Source organism: Rhodococcus sp. P4_E4 (genome assembly GCF_056401575.1).
In genome coordinates this window covers 320,025-337,425 of sequence record NZ_JBFUJB010000019.1, presented here as the reverse complement: position 1 = coordinate 337,425, position 17,401 = coordinate 320,025, and the positions used below count along the sequence as shown (strand labels likewise).

16 protein-coding genes and 1 pseudogene are annotated in these 17,401 nt (G+C 64.3%); 16 read left to right on the top strand and 1 reads right to left on the bottom strand.

The window, feature by feature from the left end:
• The first annotated feature begins 24 nt into the window (after positions 1-24).
• From AC1DVN_RS21755 to aroQ, 5 genes are all read left to right on the top strand, one after another.
• The gene (locus tag AC1DVN_RS21755) at positions 25-723 is read left to right on the top strand and encodes a S1 family peptidase (RefSeq protein WP_020907692.1); all 699 of its coding nucleotides are present in this window, start codon (positions 25-27) and stop codon (positions 721-723) included.
• A gap of 111 nt (positions 724-834) precedes the next feature.
• On the top strand, positions 835-2,022 hold the full coding sequence (gene aroC / locus AC1DVN_RS21750; protein ID WP_024487252.1) for a chorismate synthase: 1,188 nt from the start codon (positions 835-837) through the stop codon (positions 2,020-2,022).
• A 13-nt stretch (positions 2,023-2,035) separates the two neighbouring features.
• Positions 2,036-2,545: a shikimate kinase gene (locus AC1DVN_RS21745; protein ID WP_020907693.1), complete on the top strand. Its 510-nt coding sequence runs from the start codon at positions 2,036-2,038 to the stop codon at positions 2,543-2,545.
• A gap of 25 nt (positions 2,546-2,570) precedes the next feature.
• Complete coding sequence (gene aroB, locus AC1DVN_RS21740) at positions 2,571-3,680, top strand: 3-dehydroquinate synthase (RefSeq protein WP_477994214.1); 1,110 nt, start codon at positions 2,571-2,573, stop codon at positions 3,678-3,680.
• Positions 3,677-4,105 (top strand): type II 3-dehydroquinate dehydratase, encoded by a 429-nt coding sequence (aroQ, locus tag AC1DVN_RS21735; RefSeq protein WP_020907695.1) that lies wholly within the window; start codon positions 3,677-3,679, stop codon positions 4,103-4,105. The genes aroB and aroQ overlap by 4 nt, the downstream gene beginning before the upstream one ends.
• A gap of 87 nt (positions 4,106-4,192) precedes the next feature.
• Here the strand turns inward: aroQ and AC1DVN_RS21730 are convergent, their stop codons facing one another.
• Positions 4,193-4,801 (bottom strand): B-4DMT family transporter, encoded by a 609-nt coding sequence (locus AC1DVN_RS21730; protein ID WP_019748369.1) that lies wholly within the window; start codon positions 4,799-4,801, stop codon positions 4,193-4,195.
• 111 nt (positions 4,802-4,912) lie between these two features.
• Between AC1DVN_RS21730 and AC1DVN_RS21725 the strand changes: the two genes are divergently transcribed.
• The 11 genes and pseudogenes from AC1DVN_RS21725 to AC1DVN_RS21675 all read left to right on the top strand — a co-directional run bounded on the left by AC1DVN_RS21725 (position 4,913) and on the right by AC1DVN_RS21675 (position 17,267).
• Complete coding sequence (locus AC1DVN_RS21725) at positions 4,913-6,007, top strand: M24 family metallopeptidase (protein ID WP_070796960.1); 1,095 nt, start codon at positions 4,913-4,915, stop codon at positions 6,005-6,007.
• 34 nt (positions 6,008-6,041) lie between these two features.
• Positions 6,042-6,605 (top strand): elongation factor P, encoded by a 564-nt coding sequence (gene efp / locus AC1DVN_RS21720; protein WP_003944958.1) that lies wholly within the window; start codon positions 6,042-6,044, stop codon positions 6,603-6,605.
• Positions 6,606-7,103, top strand: a complete 498-nt coding sequence (gene nusB / locus AC1DVN_RS21715) for a transcription antitermination factor NusB (protein ID WP_007728014.1) — start codon at positions 6,606-6,608, stop codon at positions 7,101-7,103.
• A 173-nt stretch (positions 7,104-7,276) separates the two neighbouring features.
• Positions 7,277-7,918 (top strand): bifunctional pyr operon transcriptional regulator/uracil phosphoribosyltransferase PyrR, encoded by a 642-nt coding sequence (pyrR, locus tag AC1DVN_RS21710; RefSeq protein ID WP_020907698.1) that lies wholly within the window; start codon positions 7,277-7,279, stop codon positions 7,916-7,918.
• Positions 7,915-8,859: an aspartate carbamoyltransferase catalytic subunit gene (locus AC1DVN_RS21705; RefSeq protein WP_003944883.1), complete on the top strand. Its 945-nt coding sequence runs from the start codon at positions 7,915-7,917 to the stop codon at positions 8,857-8,859. Before pyrR ends, AC1DVN_RS21705 begins: the two co-directional genes overlap by 4 nt.
• Positions 8,856-10,193, top strand: coding sequence for a dihydroorotase (locus AC1DVN_RS21700; protein WP_007728012.1), 1,338 nt, complete (start codon positions 8,856-8,858; stop codon positions 10,191-10,193). The genes AC1DVN_RS21705 and AC1DVN_RS21700 overlap by 4 nt, the downstream gene beginning before the upstream one ends.
• A gap of 6 nt (positions 10,194-10,199) precedes the next feature.
• Positions 10,200-10,781, top strand: a complete 582-nt coding sequence (locus tag AC1DVN_RS21695; protein WP_020907699.1) for a PH-like domain-containing protein — start codon at positions 10,200-10,202, stop codon at positions 10,779-10,781.
• A complete protein-coding gene (carA, locus tag AC1DVN_RS21690) occupies positions 10,778-11,953 on the top strand; it encodes a glutamine-hydrolyzing carbamoyl-phosphate synthase small subunit (RefSeq protein ID WP_003944927.1) in 1,176 nt (391 codons plus the stop codon). The genes AC1DVN_RS21695 and carA overlap by 4 nt, the downstream gene beginning before the upstream one ends.
• A pseudogene (carB, locus tag AC1DVN_RS21685) lies at positions 11,953-15,210 on the top strand (carbamoyl-phosphate synthase large subunit); the annotation flags it as partial. The gene carA and the pseudogene carB, both read left to right, overlap by 1 nt.
• Complete coding sequence (pyrF, locus tag AC1DVN_RS21680; protein WP_477994213.1) at positions 15,180-16,010, top strand: orotidine-5'-phosphate decarboxylase; 831 nt, start codon at positions 15,180-15,182, stop codon at positions 16,008-16,010. The pseudogene carB and the gene pyrF, both read left to right, overlap by 31 nt.
• 57 nt (positions 16,011-16,067) lie before the next feature.
• Positions 16,068-17,267 (top strand): glycosyltransferase 87 family protein, encoded by a 1,200-nt coding sequence (locus AC1DVN_RS21675; protein WP_257237386.1) that lies wholly within the window; start codon positions 16,068-16,070, stop codon positions 17,265-17,267.
• Positions 17,268-17,401: the final 134 nt, after the last annotated feature.

Genomic DNA, 17,401 nt, shown 5'->3' with positions numbered 1-17,401 from the left:
CGCACTCGATTATCGGGGGAACCTATGCGCACAAGGCTTTTCGTCGCTGCGGCAGCCTGTTTGGCGGCTGTGGCTGCAGGGGCGGGCGTCGCCGGCGCCGCGCCTGCACCTTCGTCGGTGGCACTGGGCGGGGGCTCAGGAATCCTGCTGCCGGACGTGGATCATTCCGATCCGGAGCAAGTTGCGGCGTGCACGTTGACCGCGGTCGGATACGACAACGCCGGCTCGCTCGTGGCACTCACCGCCGGACACTGCGGAGTTGTCGGGGACCGGGTGTTCGCCGAATACCTGCCCGAAGCCGGCCCCATCGGTCGGTTCTCCTACTCGAGTCCGGTCTCGGATATCGCGGTGATCGATCTCGACGACGCGAAGGTAGCCCCGCTACGTACCGTCGGCGGCACGACGATCAACGGAATCGGCGCTCCGCCGGCACCGGGCACGATCGTGTGCAAGGAAGGCCGTTCGACCGGCAACACGTGCGGTATCACCTGGGGCTACGACTCCGTCTACGGTGAAATTGTCGAGCACACGTGCTCGATTCCCGGAGACTCCGGTGGACCACTCGTCGTCGGCGATCGCCTGGTGGGCTTGATCAGCAACGGCTTCGAACCGTACTGCTTCGAGCCGCTCCCGCCGCCGTTCCATGCTCCCGACAACTCGGCGGACATCAACATCGGTTTGGCTGACATCAATGCCAACGGTGGAGGATTCCGCCTGTTCTAGACCCGCAGGAACCTCTGAGATGGCCCACACGCATCGTGCGTGTGGGCCATCTGCGTTCACCCGGAGGGCCACTGTGACAACTGAGGTCTGCGACGTGGAAAGATGGTCGGCGTGCTGCGTTGGATAACTGCCGGAGAATCCCATGGTCCCGCCCTCGTCGCGATGCTCGAGGGCATGGTCGCGGGGGTCGAAGTGACCTCTGAGGCCATCTCGTCCGAACTTGCCCGTCGTCGACTCGGTTACGGCCGTGGCGCGCGGATGAAGTTCGAGGCCGACAAGGTCACCATCATCGGTGGTGTCCGCCACGGATTTACGCTCGGTGGCCCCGTGGCCATCGAAATCGGCAACACCGAGTGGCCCAAGTGGGAAACCATCATGTCCGCCGACCCGGTCGACCCGGACCTGCTCGCCGATCAGGCTCGCAATGCCCCGCTGACGCGCCCGCGTCCCGGTCACGCCGATTACAGCGGCATGCTCAAGTACGGCTTCAACGACGCGCGTCCCGTCCTCGAGCGCGCCAGCGCTCGCGAGACCGCAGCCCGTGTAGCCGCCGGAACAGTCGCACGGTCGTTCCTGCGTCAGGTATTCGGTGCCGAGGTCGTTTCACACGTCATTTCCATCGGTGCTTCCGAGCCTTACGTCGGGCCCGTGCCGGATGGCAAGGACCTGGACGCGATCGACGCGAGCCCGGTCCGCGCATTCGACAAGGCTGCAGAAGAGTCGATGATCGCCGAGATCGAATCGGCCAAGAAGGACGGCGACACCCTCGGTGGCGTCGTCGAGGTCGTCATCCACGGCCTGCCGGTCGGACTCGGCACTTTCGTCAGTGGCGCCGAGCGTCTCGATTCACGACTTGCCGCAGCTCTCATGGGAATTCAGGCCATCAAGGGTGTCGAGGTCGGTGACGGCTTCGAGACCGCGCGTCGTCGTGGCAGCGAAGCTCACGACGAAATCCGCCCGGGCCCGGACGGCATCGTGCGTTCCACCAACCGCGCAGGCGGTATCGAAGGTGGCATGACCAATGGTGAGGCCCTTCGAGTTCGCGCCGCGATGAAGCCGATCTCGACGGTTCCGCGCGCTCTGGCGACGGTCGACATGGAGAGCGGCGAGGAAGCGGTTGCCATCCACCAGCGCAGCGATGTGTGCGCGGTTCCGGCCGCCGGCGTCGTCGCCGAATCGATGGTTGCGCTTGTCGTGGCTCAGGCCGCACTCGAAAAGTTCGGTGGTGATTCCATTGCTGAAACCACTGCCAACTACCGTCGTTACGCCGAGGGCATCGCAGCCCGACCGCCTCGATAGGACTCACGTATCGATGAAGCCGAAGGCTGTACTCATCGGTCCGCCCGGTGCCGGCAAATCGACCATCGGTCGACGTCTCGCGCAGGCACTCGAACTCGAATTGGTCGATACCGACGCCGAGATCGAACGGACCACGGGTAGAACGATCCCGGAGATCTTCACCCACGACGGAGAGCCTCGGTTTCGTGAGATCGAGGAATCGGTGGTTCGCGACGCGTTGCAGGCCACCGACGGAATCGTCTCGCTCGGCGGTGGTGCGATCCTGTCCGATCGCACGCGCGAACTGCTCCAGGGTCACACGGTCATCTACCTGGAGATCAGTGTCGCCGAAGGGCTTCGCCGCACGGGGGCGAACAATCATCGTCCGCTGCTGGCCGGCGGAGATCCCAAGGTCAAGTACCAGGAGCTGATGAGGCGTCGTCGTCCGCTGTACCGGCGTTCGGCCACGATTCGGATTCGGACCGACGGCCGAAGCCCGGCGCGTGTCGTCGGGCAATTGGTGTCGAAACTTCAAGACAAATGAACAACCGGAGCGGAGTAGTGGAGCAGTGACCGAACCCGTACGTGTAGAGGTGAAGACCGCAAGTCCCTACCCGGTCGTGATCGGCCGCGGCCTGCTCGGTGACCTTGTTGCCGAGTTCGACGGCGCGCGCACTGTCGCGATCTTCCATCAGCCGCCGCTGGCAGAGACCGCGGAGGCTGTACGGGCTGCGTTGGCGGAGAAGGGAATCGACGCTCACCGCATCGAAATCCCCGACGCCGAGGACGGTAAGGATCTTGCCGTCGCGGGCTTCTGCTGGGACGTGCTCGGCCGAATCGGCCTGACTCGCAGCGACGCGATCATGAGCTTGGGCGGGGGAGCGGCGACCGACCTCACCGGCTTCGTCGCGGCTACGTGGATGCGTGGTGTCAAGGTTGTTCACGTCCCCACCACTTTGCTCGCGATGGTCGACGCAGCAGTGGGCGGCAAGACCGGTATCAACACCGAAGCGGGCAAGAACCTCGTCGGTTCGTTCCACGAGCCGGGAGCGGTGTTCATCGATCTCGCGACGCTCGAGACTGTGCCGCACAACGAGATCGTTGCAGGCATGGCCGAGGTCATCAAGACCGGATTCATCGCCGACCCGGTGATCCTGGACCTCATCGAAGCCGATCCCAAGGATGCTCTCGATCCGTCGGGAACTGTTCTGCCCGAGCTGATTCGGCGCTCCGTCGAGGTCAAGGCCAAGGTCGTGGCCGCGGATCTGCGCGAGTCGGATCTGCGCGAAATCCTCAACTACGGCCACACCCTCGGCCACGCGATCGAACGTCGTGAGCGCTACAAGTGGCGCCACGGTGCCGCTGTCTCCGTCGGCCTGGTCTTCGCTGCCGAACTCGGACGGCTCGCGGGCCGACTCGACGACGCCACCGCCGATCGTCACAAGTCGATCCTCGATCTCGTCGGGCTGCCGACGTCGTACGACGGTGATGCGTTCGGCGATCTGATGAAGGGAATGCAGACCGACAAGAAGAACCGTGCCGGGTTACTCCGTTTCGTGGTCCTCGACGGCCTCGCCAAGCCGGGCCGCCTCGAAGGGCCGGATCCGAGCCTGCTGGTCGCGGCGTACTCCGCGATCGCCCGTGATCACAGGCCGGCCGGCGGAACGGTCCTGCTGTGAGGATCAACGTCGTCAACGGACCCAATCTGGGGCGTCTGGGTAAGCGTCAGCCCGAGGTCTACGGCGCGACCACACACGACGATCTGATCGAATTGTGCGTCGCGGCAGGTAAGGACCTCGGCGTCGAGGTGATCGTCCGTCAGAGCGATCACGAAGGCGATCTGCTCGGTTGGATCCACGACGCGGCGGACGCGGGGGAACCGGTGATCCTCAATGCCGGTGGCTTGACGCACACGTCGGTGGTTCTGCGAGATGCATGCGCCGAACTGACCGCAGGTCTCGTCGAGGTGCACATCTCGAATGTTCATGCGCGAGAAGAGTTTCGGCACCATTCCTACCTGAGTCCGATTGCGACCGGCGTGATCGTCGGACTCGGCGTCGCCGCGTATCCGCTGGCGATCAGGTTCCTCGCCGAGCGAGGCTGAACGAGGGAAGTCGAAAAGCCGACCACACGAATGCGGCCCCGAGGAAAATTTCCTCGGGGCCGCATTCGATTGTGTGGACGGCGGGCGTTACTGCTCGCGCTTGCCCAGATCGATCGCTGGGAAGACCGCGGTATCGGCGTCGGATTCCTCGACGGACATGGCGGCTCCGCTGTATGCGTGCTGCTCGGTGGGGGAGTCGTAGCCCTCGCTGACGGGCACCGGTTCGTGGTGACGCTCGTGGGACGGGGTCTGCGGAGCGGTTCCGTTCTTGCGCTGCTCACGACTGACGAAGAAACGTCCGACGGTGATGGCGATCATGGCAGGGACGAAGATGAGAAGGATCGTGAACGCCGCACCGGAGGTCACCTCGAAGAACAAGCCCTGCTGAGTGAGTTCGAGGGAGGGGACCAGGCTGAGTGCCCAGCTGGCAGCGCCGGCGACGAATCCGCCGACCAAAGCAGCTTTGAGCCACAGCATGGTCAGATCGGCGCCGTCCTCGGGTTCGGGGAAGTTTCGGCGGTCGCGAATGCCGTCGATACCACCCCAGATCGCGGCGAAGACGATGACGATCAACAGGGACAGCCAGCGCAGGGTGGACCCCTGAAGTGGCCACTGTGCGATTGCTGCACCGAGCAACGCACGAAACACAACATGTATCAGGGCCATGCCGAGGCCACGTACCAACCACGCATTCATGGGTACAGCCTAACTAGAACCCATTACACCTTGTGGCCTAACCCACACTTATTGCTGTAACCGTGAGTTTCGAGTTGATCGGCAGGTCTGCGAGGGCGGTAGGTTCGAGGGATGCCGGTCGACTTCAGAACACGCCGTGAATCCCTCAGACGCCTCCTCGCGGAGCGCGAACTCGACGCGATTCTCGTCACAGATCTCCTCAATATCAGGTACCTCACCGGTTTCACCGGTTCCAATGCTGCGCTCGTCGTCAGTGCGTCCGATTCGGAGTCCGACGAACGCGCGACGGTGATCTGCACCGACGGTCGTTACGTGACGCAGGTGGCGGAGCAGGTTCCGGACCTGCGCGCTGAAATCGCCCGTTCGAGTGCTGCGCACTTGATCGAGAAGTCGACGATGCCCGTTCTCGCGTTCGAGTCACACGTCGCGACGTTCGCCGAACATCGCGCATGGACCGAGGCAGCACCGAAGATCCGGTTCGAACCGGTGAGTGGACTCGTCGAACAGTTGCGCATGGTCAAGGACGAGCACGAGGTGGAGTTGTTGCGCGCCGCATGCACTTCAGCCGATGTCGCGTTGGCGCAGTTGATCGCTCGCGGCGGTCTGCGACCTGGCCGAACCGAACGAGAGGTTGGTCGTGAACTGGAAAACCTGATGCTCGACAACGGCGCAGACGGTATTTCCTTCGAGACGATCGTGGCGGCAGGCGTCAACTCGGCGATTCCGCATCACCGACCGACCGACGCGATCCTGGCGTCGGGCGACTTCGTGAAACTCGACTTCGGCGCACAGGTCGGTGGGTACCACTCGGACATGACCCGGACGTACGTGCTCGAGTCCGTTTCCGATTGGCAACGGGAGATTTACGAACTCGTCGCGCGGTCACAAGCTGCCGGTTGCGATGCCCTCGCTCCGGGTGTCGAATGTGCGGCCGTGGACGCCGCCGCCCGTTCGGTGATCGACGATGCAGGCTACGGCGAGTTGTTCCTGCACGGCCTCGGCCACGGTGTCGGCCTCGAAATCCACGAAGCACCGGGAATCGGCAAGCTCGGCACCGGTACACTTCTTTCCGGCGCGGCGGTGACCGTCGAGCCGGGCGTGTACTTCTCCGGGCGCGGAGGTGTACGGATCGAGGACACGCTCGTTGTTCGTGAGCAGGGGCCAGAGCTGCTCACACTGACCGCAAAAGACCTTACCGTCGTCTGAGACGGTTTCCCGACCCCTAGGAGACGCGAAGCAAGTGGCTTCCACCAGTGATTTCAAGAATGGTCTGGTTCTGCAGATCGAAGGCCAGCTGTGGACGATCATCGAGTTCCAGCATGTCAAGCCCGGCAAGGGCCCTGCCTTCGTGCGCACCAAGCTCAAGAACGTGCTCTCGGGCAAGGTAGTGGACAAGACGTTCAACGCCGGTGTGAAGGTCGAGACCGCCACGGTCGACCGTCGTGACATGACCTACCTGTACCACGACGGCAGCGACTACATCTTCATGGACGGCGACACCTACGACCAGGTGTCGATCAGTGAATCCACCGTCGGCGACCAGTCGCGTTTCCTGCTCGAGAACATGGCCGTCCAGGTCGCGACCCACGAAGACGTTCCCCTCTTCGTCGAGCTTCCGGTCACGGTCGAGCTCGTCGTCAAGCACACCGATCCGGGCCTGCAGGGCGACCGCTCCACCGGCGGCACCAAGCCTGCCACCCTCGAGACCGGTGCCGAGATCAACGTGCCGCTCTTCATCAACACCGGTGACAAGCTCAAGGTCGATTCCCGTGACGGCAACTACCTCGGGCGTGTGAATTCCTGAGTGTCCGGCACACATAAGAAACTCGGTGCACGCCACAAGGCGCGCAAGCGTGCCGTCGACTTCCTCTTCGAAGCCGAGGCACGTGACCTCGATCCGGTCGCGCTCGCATCGGAGCGTTCCGATCTGTCCGTCAAGGATGACGCGGTAGCACCCGTCGCGGCCTACACCGTCACGTTGGTGTCCGGCGTTGCGGAGAATCTGGACCGGATCGATCAGGTCATCTCCTCGCATCTGCAGGATTGGACGCTCGAGCGTCTGCCCGCCGTCGACCGTGCGATTCTGCGTATCGCCGTGTGGGAGCTCTTCCATGCGACGGACGTTCCGCCGGTTGTCGCCGTGGACGAGGCCGTCGAACTCGCGAAGCAGCTCTCGACGGACGACTCTCCGGGATTCGTCAACGGAATCCTCGGTCAGGTCGTTCTCGTTGCGCCGCAGGTTCGATCGGCTGCAGCTGCGACCTCGCAGCGCGCGCAGGAATCGGATTCGGGTACCGAGTAGCAAGTTCTGTTCCACCACCGCCGTGCGAGTGTCACCGTGCGCGTTGTGTGTCTGCACACAACCGGTCTCAGTCGCTGCTCGCACGGCGGGATCAGGTCTGTCGGCTGATAGGGTGGGGACCGTCAGACATCCTTTAACGATCCGTCCAGTGAGGCGGAGAAGGAGGTCGCTGTATGAGCGTGCCCGAAGGGTCTCGCCCATCCGATCTTGCAGGTCCAGGCAGCGCCAAGGCATCCGCTGGTGCCGAGGCAAGTAGTGAGACCCGTGAATTGTTGTCCGCCCAGGATGTGGGCCGGACCATCGCGCGGATCGCTCACGAGATCATCGAGAAAACCGCACTCGACGGACCCGAGGGAACAGCCCCTCGTGTGGTCCTGATCGGCATCCCGACGCGCGGAACCACACTCGCCACGCGACTGCGCGCCAAGATCGAAGAATTCTCCGGTGTGCGTCTTCCCATCGGATCTCTCGACATCACGCTCTACCGTGATGATCTCCGCACCAAGCCGCATCGCCCGCTCGAGCGCACGTCCGTCCCCGAAGGTGGCGTCGACAATGCTCTGGTCGTCCTGGTGGACGATGTCCTCTTCTCCGGTCGCACCGTGCGCTCCGCCCTCGATGCGTTGCGCGATCTCGGTCGCCCCCGGGCCGTCCAACTCGCAGTGCTGGTCGATCGCGGTCATCGCGAACTGCCGCTGCGCGCCGACTACGTCGGCAAGAACGTCCCGACCGCGAGGTCAGAAGACGTCAAGGTCCTCCTCCAGGAACACGACGGCAGGGAAGCGGTAGTCATCTCCGGAGGTAAGAGCGCGTGAAGCACCTTCTTTCCATCGCGGACCTCGATCGTGAGTCCGCGGTAGAACTTCTCGACGAGGCAGAACGCTTCGAGCAGGCGCTGCTGGGCCGCGAAGTACGCAAACTCCCGACGCTGCGCGGACGCACGGTCATGACGGTGTTCTTCGAGAACTCGACGCGCACCCGGGTGTCCTTCGAGGTGGCCGGTAAGTGGATGAGCGCGGACGTCATCAACGTCAGCGCATCGAGTTCCTCGGTGTCCAAGGGCGAATCCCTGCGCGATACCGCGATGACCCTGCGCGCGGCCGGTGCTGACGCCCTCATCGTGCGGCATCCGGCTTCGGGTGCCGCCCATCAGATCGCCAAGTGGACCGGAGCGGCCGACGACGGTGGCCCGGCAGTCATCAACGCAGGTGACGGCACGCATGAGCATCCCACTCAGGCGCTTCTCGACGCTTTGACCCTTCGCCAGCGCCTCGGCGACATCGAGGGCAAGCGGATCGCGATCGTCGGCGACATTCTGCACAGCCGTGTGGCCCGGTCCAACGCGCTGCTGCTCTCGATGCTCGGCGCGGAGGTCGTCTTGGTGGCGCCTCCGACACTGCTGCCGGTCGGCGCGCACACGTGGCCGGTCACGGTCTCGCATTCGCTCGACGCCGAACTGCCCGGACTCGACGCGGTGCTGATGCTGCGGGTCCAGGCCGAACGCATGAACGGCGGCTTCTTCCCTTCGCAGCGCGAGTACTCGATCAACTACGGCTTGTCCGAGAAGCGACTGGCGATGCTGGCCGATCACGCGGTGGTCTTGCACCCCGGTCCGATGCTGCGCGGCATGGAGATCGCATCCGCCGTCGCTGATTCCTCGAAAACTGCTGTACTGCAACAGGTTACCAACGGCGTACACATGCGCATGGCTGTCTTGTTCCGACTGCTGGTCGGGTCGGAGGACGGTGCGCTGTGACCAGAAACGAGAACGGAGAATCACCCGTGAGTGTCCTGCTCCGCGGAGTCCTGATCTACGGAGAAGGTGAGCCCACCGACGTCCTCGTCGGCGACGGCACGATCCTCGAGATCGGCGTGGACCTCGATCCGGCCACGGCATCCGAGGTGATCGATGCCGGCGGGCAGATCCTGCTTCCCGGCTTCGTGGACCTGCACACCCATCTACGTGAGCCTGGTCGCGAAGACACCGAGACCATCGAAACCGGAAGCTCCGCGGCCGCTCTGGGTGGATACACCGCGGTCTTCGCGATGGCGAACACGAGCCCCGTCGCCGATTCGGTGGTCATCACCGATCACGTCTGGCGACGCGGACAGGAAGTCGGCCTCGTCGACGTCCACCCCGTCGGCGCAGTCACCGCAGGCCTGGAAGGCAAGCAGCTCGCCGAGATGGCGACCATGGCGGCAGGCGTCGGCAAGGTCAAGATGTTCTCCGACGACGGTCACTGCGTCTACGACCCACTGATCATGCGTCGCGCGCTCGAATACTCCAGCTCGTTGGGCGTCCTGATCGCGCAGCACGCGGAAGAACCGCGTTTGACGGTCGGTGCGGTCGCCCACGAGGGTCCCACGGCCGCGCGTCTCGGACTGGCCGGTTGGCCGCGAGCAGCCGAAGAATCGATCGTGGCCCGTGACGCACTGCTCGCGCGTGACGCCGGCGCCCGCGTTCACATCTGCCACGCATCCACCGCCGGAACCGTCGAACTCGTGAAGTGGGCTCGCAGCCAAGGGATTTCGATCACCGCCGAGGTCACCCCGCATCACCTGCTCCTCGATGATTCACGTCTCGAGACGTACGACGCGATCAACAAGGTCAACCCGCCGTTGCGTGAGGCCAGCGATGTTGCTGCCCTGCGCAAGGGTCTGGCCGAGGGCATCATCGACTGCGTCGCGACTGACCATGCACCGCACGCCGAGCAGGACAAGTGCTGCGAATTCGCGGCCGCCCGCCCCGGAATGCTCGGCCTCGAGACCGCGCTCTCGATCATCGTGCAGACGATGGTCCAGCCCGGCCTGTTGGACTGGCGCGGTGTTGCGCGGGTCATGAGCGAGCGCCCGGCGGCGATCGTCGGACTCGACGATCAAGGCCGTCCCATCGAGGTGGGGGAGCCCGCCAACCTGACATTGGTCGATCCGTCGGCCGAGTGGACGGTCCACGGACCCGACCTGGCGAGTGTCGCGCATAACACTCCGTACGAGTCGATGACATTGCCCGCACGGGTCACGACCACACTGTTACGTGGCCGCATCACCGCACACGACGGGAATGTGCGGCTGCGGAGTAGCGAGGAGTAGCGCGTCATGGACAGAGCACTGTGGATCATCGGTCTGGCGATCTTCTGGGTCGCGATGATCGGCCTGATGTACGTCGGTTGGCGTGGACGCGCTCGACGCCAGAAAGACAAGATCGGCGAACTGCCGACGGTACCGGCAACCCTGGGTGAACTGCTCGTCCTGCCGACCACCGGCCTGTACGTCGGTAGCACCATCGCACCCAGTTGGCAGGACCGCATCGCCGTCGGCGACCTCGGTTTCCGCGCCACCTGCGAGATCAGCCGCTACAGCGGCGGAATTCTGGTCGAGCGTGACGGTGCGTCGGCCATCTGGATTCCGGAGAAGTCGATCCGCGCGATCCGCACGGAGAACGGTCTTGCCGGCAAGGTCATGAGCAAGGACGGCGTCCTGGTGATTCGCTGGGAATTGCCGAGCGGAACCGAGATCGACACGGGCGTGCGCGGTGACGACAAGACGGTTTATCCGGACTGGGTCAAGCCGGTAACTGCTTCGAACAAGACTGCTTCGAACAAGACTGCCTCGAACAAGACGAATGACAACGAAGACGCAAGCTCTGGCGACATCGAGCAGAACGGAAAGAACGCATGAGCGGCTTTGGCAACAGCCCCGCAGTACTGGTCCTCGAAGACGGACGGGTGTTCCGCGGAACCACCTTCGGTGCGGTTGGACAGACCCTGGGCGAAGCGGTGTTCAGCACCGGCATGACCGGCTACCAGGAAACGCTCACCGATCCCAGCTACCACCGCCAGATCGTGGTCTCCACCGCGCCGCAGATCGGCAACACCGGCTGGAACGACGAAGACGACGAGTCGGTCGGACCGACCGGCGAGAGTGCCGGTGCCAAGATCTGGGTTGCCGGGTACGTCGTTCGTGACCCCTCGCGCGTCACCTCGAGCTGGCGTGCAACCGGTTCGCTGCAGGCCAAGCTCGAAGAGCAGGGCATCGTCGGAATCGCCGGGATCGACACTCGTGCCCTGGTTCGCCACCTGCGTACTCGCGGTTCGATGAAGGCAGGCGTCTTCTCCGGTGAAGCCATCGCCGCCGATGACGAACTGGTCCGACGGGTTCAGGATCAGCCGACCATGCTCGGCGCCGATCTTGCCGGTGAAGTCAGCACCACCAGCGGCTACGTCGTCGAGCCGAAGGGCGGGGAGGCGCTGTACACGGTTGCCGCGATCGATCTCGGTATCAAGACAAACACCCCGCGCATGTTCGCCGAGCGCGGTATCCGCGTCCACGTGTTGCCGTCCAATGCGAGTCTCGAACAGATCCTCGACCTCAAGGCCGACGGAGTGTTCCTCTCCAACGGTCCCGGTGACCCGGCCACCGCCGACGGCGCAGTGCACCTGACGAAAGAGGTCATCGGACAGGGCTTGCCGCTGTTCGGTATCTGCTTCGGCAACCAGATCCTGGGCCGCGCCCTGGGCCTGAGCACGTACAAGATGAAGTTCGGCCACCGCGGCATCAACATCCCGGTGATCGAGCATCAGACGGGTCGCATCGCGATCACCGCGCAGAACCACGGCTTCGCACTCGAAGGTGAAGCCGGCCAGGAATTCGACACCCCGTTCGGTCGCGCCGTGGTAAGCCACACCTGCGCCAATGACGGAGCCGTCGAAGGTGTTCGCCTGCTCGACGATTCGGCCTTCTCGGTGCAGTACCACCCGGAGGCGGCAGCCGGCCCGCACGACGCTGCGTACCTCTTCGACCGCTTCACCAGCCTGCTCTCCGCACGGAAAGAAACCGGAGTCAAGAACTAATGCCACGCCGTACAGATCTCAAGCACATCCTGGTAATCGGCTCCGGTCCGATCGTCATCGGTCAGGCCTGTGAGTTCGACTACTCGGGCACCCAGGCTTGCCGCGTCCTCCAGGAGGAGGGCCTGCGCGTCAGCCTGGTCAACTCCAACCCGGCCACCATCATGACGGACCCCGAGTTCGCCGACGCCACGTACGTCGAGCCGATCACGGCCGAGTTCCTCGAGAAGGTCATCGCCAAGGAAGCGTTGCAGGGCAACAAGATCGACGCCGTCCTCGCGACGCTCGGCGGTCAGACCGCTCTCAACGCCGCTGTGGCGCTGCACGAGCAGGGCATCCTCGAGAAGTACGACGTCGAGCTGATCGGCGCCGACTTCGACGCCATCCAGCGCGGCGAGGATCGCCAGAAGTTCAAGGACATCGTCGCCAAGGTCGGTGGCGAATCCGCGAAGTCCGCAGTTTGCTACACGATGGACGAAGTACACGCCACGGTCGCCGAACTCGGTTACCCGGTCGTCGTGCGTCCGTCCTTCACCATGGGCGGCCTCGGTTCCGGCATGGCGTACGACGTCGACGATCTCAACCGCATCGCCGGTGGCGGTCTGGCCGCGTCGCCGACGGCGAACGTCCTGATCGAGGAATCCATCCTCGGCTGGAAGGAATACGAACTCGAGCTGATGCGCGACAGTCGCGACAACGTCGTGATCGTCTGCTCCATCGAGAACGTCGACCCGGTCGGTGTCCACACCGGAGACTCGGTCACCGTCGCTCCCGCGATGACGCTGACCGACCGCGAGTACCAGGCGATGCGCGACCTCTCCATCGACATTCTGCGTGAGGTGGGCGTCGACACCGGCGGCTGCAACATCCAGTTCGCGATGGACCCGGCCGACGGCCGCCTGGTTGTCATCGAGATGAACCCGCGCGTTTCCCGCTCGTCGGCGCTGGCGTCGAAGGCGACCGGTTACCCGATCGCCAAGATGGCCGCCAAGCTTGCCATCGGCTACACGCTCGACGAGATCGTCAACGACATCACCAAGGAAACCCCGGCTTGCTTCGAGCCGACACTCGACTACGTCGTCGTCAAGGCTCCGCGGTTCGCTTTCGAGAAGTTCCCCGGTGCCGACGGAACCCTGACCACCACGATGAAGTCGGTAGGCGAGGCCATGAGCATCGGCCGCAACTTCACCGAGGCTTTCGGCAAGGTCATGCGTTCACTCGAGACCAAGCGTGCGGGTTACTGGACCGGCGCCGACATCGAGACGGAGAGCCTGGACGCCCTGCTCGCCGATCTGAGCGTTCCGCAGGACGGCCGCATGTACGGCATCGAGAAGGCATTCGCCCTCGGCGCAACTGTCGAGCAGCTCTTCGACGCCACCAAGATCGATCCGTGGTTCCTCGACCAGTTCCAGCAGATTCACGAGCTCGGTGAAAAGCTTCGCGCTGCAGAGTCTTTTGACGAGGCTGCCCTGCGTCAGGCCAAGTACCACGGCATCTCGGACCGCCAGATCGCGGCTCTGCGCCCCGAACTCGGTGGTGACACGCACGCAGGTGAGGACGCCGTTCGCGCTCTGCGTGATCAGCTTGGCGTGCGCCCCGTCTACAAGACCGTCGACACCTGCGCCGCAGAGTTCGAGGCCAAGACGCCGTACCACTACTCGACCTACGAGCTTGATCCCGAGGCCGAGTCCGAAGTGGCTCCGCAGGCCGAGCGACCCAAGGTTCTGATCCTCGGATCCGGCCCCAACCGCATCGGCCAGGGCATCGAGTTCGACTACTCGTGTGTCCACGCTGCCCAGACGCTGTCCGAGGCCGGGTACGAGACCGTCATGGTCAACTGCAACCCCGAGACCGTCTCCACGGACTACGACACCGCTGATCGCCTGTACTTCGAGCCGCTGACATTCGAGGACGTCTTCGAGGTCTACCGCGCGGAGGCGCAGTCGGGCACCGTTGCCGGCGTCATCGTCCAGCTCGGCGGCCAGACCCCGCTCGGATTGGCGAAGCGCCTCGAAGCTGCCGGCGTTCCCATCGTGGGAACCAGCCCCGCAGCCATCGACCTGGCGGAGGACCGCGGCGAATTCGGTCGCGTGCTCACCGAAGCCGGTCTGCCTGCACCGAAGTTCGGTACCGCCACCACGTTCGACGGCGCCCGCGAGATCGCAGCAGGCATCGGCTACCCGGTGCTGGTGCGTCCGTCGTACGTGCTCGGTGGACGCGGCATGGAGATCGTCTACGACGAGGCTTCACTCGCCGACTACATCTCGCGTGCCACGGAGATCTCCGACGATCGTCCGGTCCTGGTCGACCGCTTCCTCGAAGACGCGGTCGAGATCGACGTCGACGCTCTGTGCGACGGCACCGAGGTGTACCTCGGCGGCGTCATGGAGCACATCGAGGAAGCCGGCATTCACTCCGGTGACTCGGCGTGTGCGCTCCCGCCCATCACTCTGGGCCGTGCGGATCTCGAGAACGTCCGCCGCTCCACCGAGGCTCTCGCAAAGGGCATCGGCGTCAAGGGCCTGCTCAACGTCCAGTACGCCCTCAAGGACGACATCCTCTACGTGCTGGAAGCAAATCCCCGCGCCAGCCGTACGGTTCCGTTCGTCTCCAAGGCGACGGCCGTCCAGCTGGCCAAGGCATGCGCCCGCGTCATGCTCGGCGAATCCATCGCCGACCTGCGCGCAAGCGGCATCCTGCCGGCGACCGGCGACGGTGGAAACACCCCGGCCGGTGCACCGATCGCGGTCAAGGAAGCTGTGTTGCCGTTCAACCGCTTCCGTCGCGCCGACGGTACCGGCGTGGATACCTTGCTCAGCCCGGAAATGAAGTCCACCGGTGAAGTCATGGGTATCGACTTCGACTTCGGTACGGCTTTCGCCAAGTCGCAGACGGCCGCCTACGGGTCGTTGCCCACCACAGGCGCGGTGTTCGTCTCGGTCGCCAACAAGGACAAGCGTTCGCTGATCTTCCCGGTCAAGCGCCTGGCAGATCTCGGATTCACCATCCTTGCCACCGAAGGAACCGCAGATGTGTTGCGGCGCAACGGTATCGAGTGCAAGCAGGTGTACAAGCAGTCGGGTGAGGATGTTCCGGCCGGTGCCGAGACCATCGTCGACCAGATCCGCAGCGGCGAGGTCGCCATGGTCATCAACACCCCGTACGGCAACAACGGTCCGCGTGTCGACGGCTACGAGATCCGAAGCGCAGCAGTCGCGTCGAACATCCCGTGCATCACGACGGTCCAGGGCGCCTCGGCCGTCCCGGGCCCGCGATCGCGGACCGGGGGCGGCTGTGCGTCGGTATCGACCCGCATCCCGCGCTTCTCGACGCGTGGGGACTGCCACGTACCGCCGAAGGTCTGGAGACTTTCGCCGAGATCTGCGTCGAGGCCTTCACCGGTGAGGTTGGACTCGTCAAACCTCAGGTTGCGTTCTTCGAGGCGTACGGCAGCGCCGGCTTCGCCGTGTTGGAGCGGACCATCTCGGTTCTTCGCGATGCTGGAACGCTTGTCGTCGCGGACGCCAAGCGCGGTGACATCGGTTCGACGATGGACGCGTACGCGCAAGCCTGGTTGGGTGATTCGCCGTTGGCCTCCGACTCGGTCACCGTTTCGCCGTACCTGGGATTCGGGGCGTTGGCTCCGACACTCGAACTGGCAAGGCAGAACGCACGCGGGATCTTCGTGCTGGCACGAACCTCCAATCCGGAAGGCGGCGTACTTCAACAGTCGTCGGCTGACGGTGTGAGCGTGGCTCAGTCGATCGTCAACGCTGCGGTCGACGCGAACGCCGACGGACGCGACACCGTCGGACTGGTGGTCGGTGCAACTCGGGACCACGGTCTGGACCTGTCGCAGTTCAACGGCCCGATTCTCGCTCCGGGGCTCGGCGCGCAGGGTGCGACGGCAGCGGATCTCGCAGACATCTTCGCGGGATCGACCGAGCTCCTGCTCCCGAACACTTCCCGTGGGGTGCTCAAGCATGGTCCTTCGGTATCGGCACTTCGGGAGGCAGCAATGCGTGACCGAGACGAGATCGAAGCCGCATTGGCGCACTGATCCGTGAGTGACCTCGAGGCTCGTTCGAGCGGTGGAACCCGGTGGTACCGTCCGTCGGTGAATCGTTGGTGGCAGATCGGACTTCTCGTCGCGGCGTGCGCGCTGCTCGCCACCGGGTTCCAATCCGTCACCGGCGTACACGGCGACGATCTCGCCGTGTACCGGACGGCAGGTCAAGCCGTCCTCGACGGCTCGAACCTGTACGACGAGTCGTTCAACGCGAGACTGCCGTTCACTTATCCGCCCTTCGCTGCGCTCGTCGCCGTTCCGGTCGCCTTGGGTTCCTGGGGTGCGGTCCAGTGGGGATGGAGTTTCGTCAGCCTCCTGATGCTGGCCGCGATCATCGTGCTCAGCTATCGCGAAGTCCCGTTCACACGTAGGCGGCCCGTCGTCGTCTACGTGGGTTTCCTGGTCCTGTGGACGGCGGCATCGCCGATCTCCGATCACCTCGGGTACGGGCAGGTCGGGTTGTTCCTGACACTCCTGTGCCTGATCGACGTGCTGGCTCGACCACGGTGGATTCCCGAGGGTGTGCTGGTGGGGATCGCCGGGGCCGTCAAACTGGTGCCTCTCGTCTACATCGGTTACTACGTGATCACCGGGCGTTGGAAAGCGGTTGCGGGCGCCCTCGCCGGCTTCCTCGGCGCCACGGCACTCGGCTTTGCCGTTCTCCCGCGCCAGACGATCGACTACTTCGGTGACATCGCCTCACTCTCGGGGCGCGTCGCGGTCGGTGACCCGTCTGTGTTCGGTAACCAGTCCGTGCGTGGAATGGCCTTACGGCTACTCCCCGAGGGCCTGGTGGGTCCGGCATGGCTCGTCGCCTGTGCAGTGTTGGGTGTCCTCGGAATTGTCGCGACGCGGCGCGCTCAGCGCCTGCGAGGTGATCTTGCCGGTTTCACGGTGGTTGCTCTGCTGGCGGCAATCGTGACTCCCATTGCCTGGACCCACCACTTCGTGTGGTTGGTGCCGGCGGTGGGTGTGCTCCTCGTTCCGATCAAGTCGGGCGTGGGGGAGGACACCCGATCGGTACCCGCGTGGTCCTGGATCGCGATCGGCCTCACCGCTGCGGTCGTGCTGTTTCGGCTTCCTCGGGTCGGCGCGGACATGGATATCCCGGTCGTCGGCTTCGTCCTGGAGAATTCATTGCTCTGGGCGAGCCTCGCGGTAGTACTCGCTCTGGCCGCCCCCGGCGTGAGCCGCACCGAACCGGACACGGTCGATGCCGACGATCCGAAATCGTCGCTGCCGACCTGAAAACAGGCCGCGACACGCGCATGGGCGTCGAAAATGCTCGAAATTTTTGGATGTGTCGGCGACCACGTTCATTCCCGCAGGTAACGATTTCGCACACACGCATGGGGACGTCGCATCTGATGTATCGAAATGCT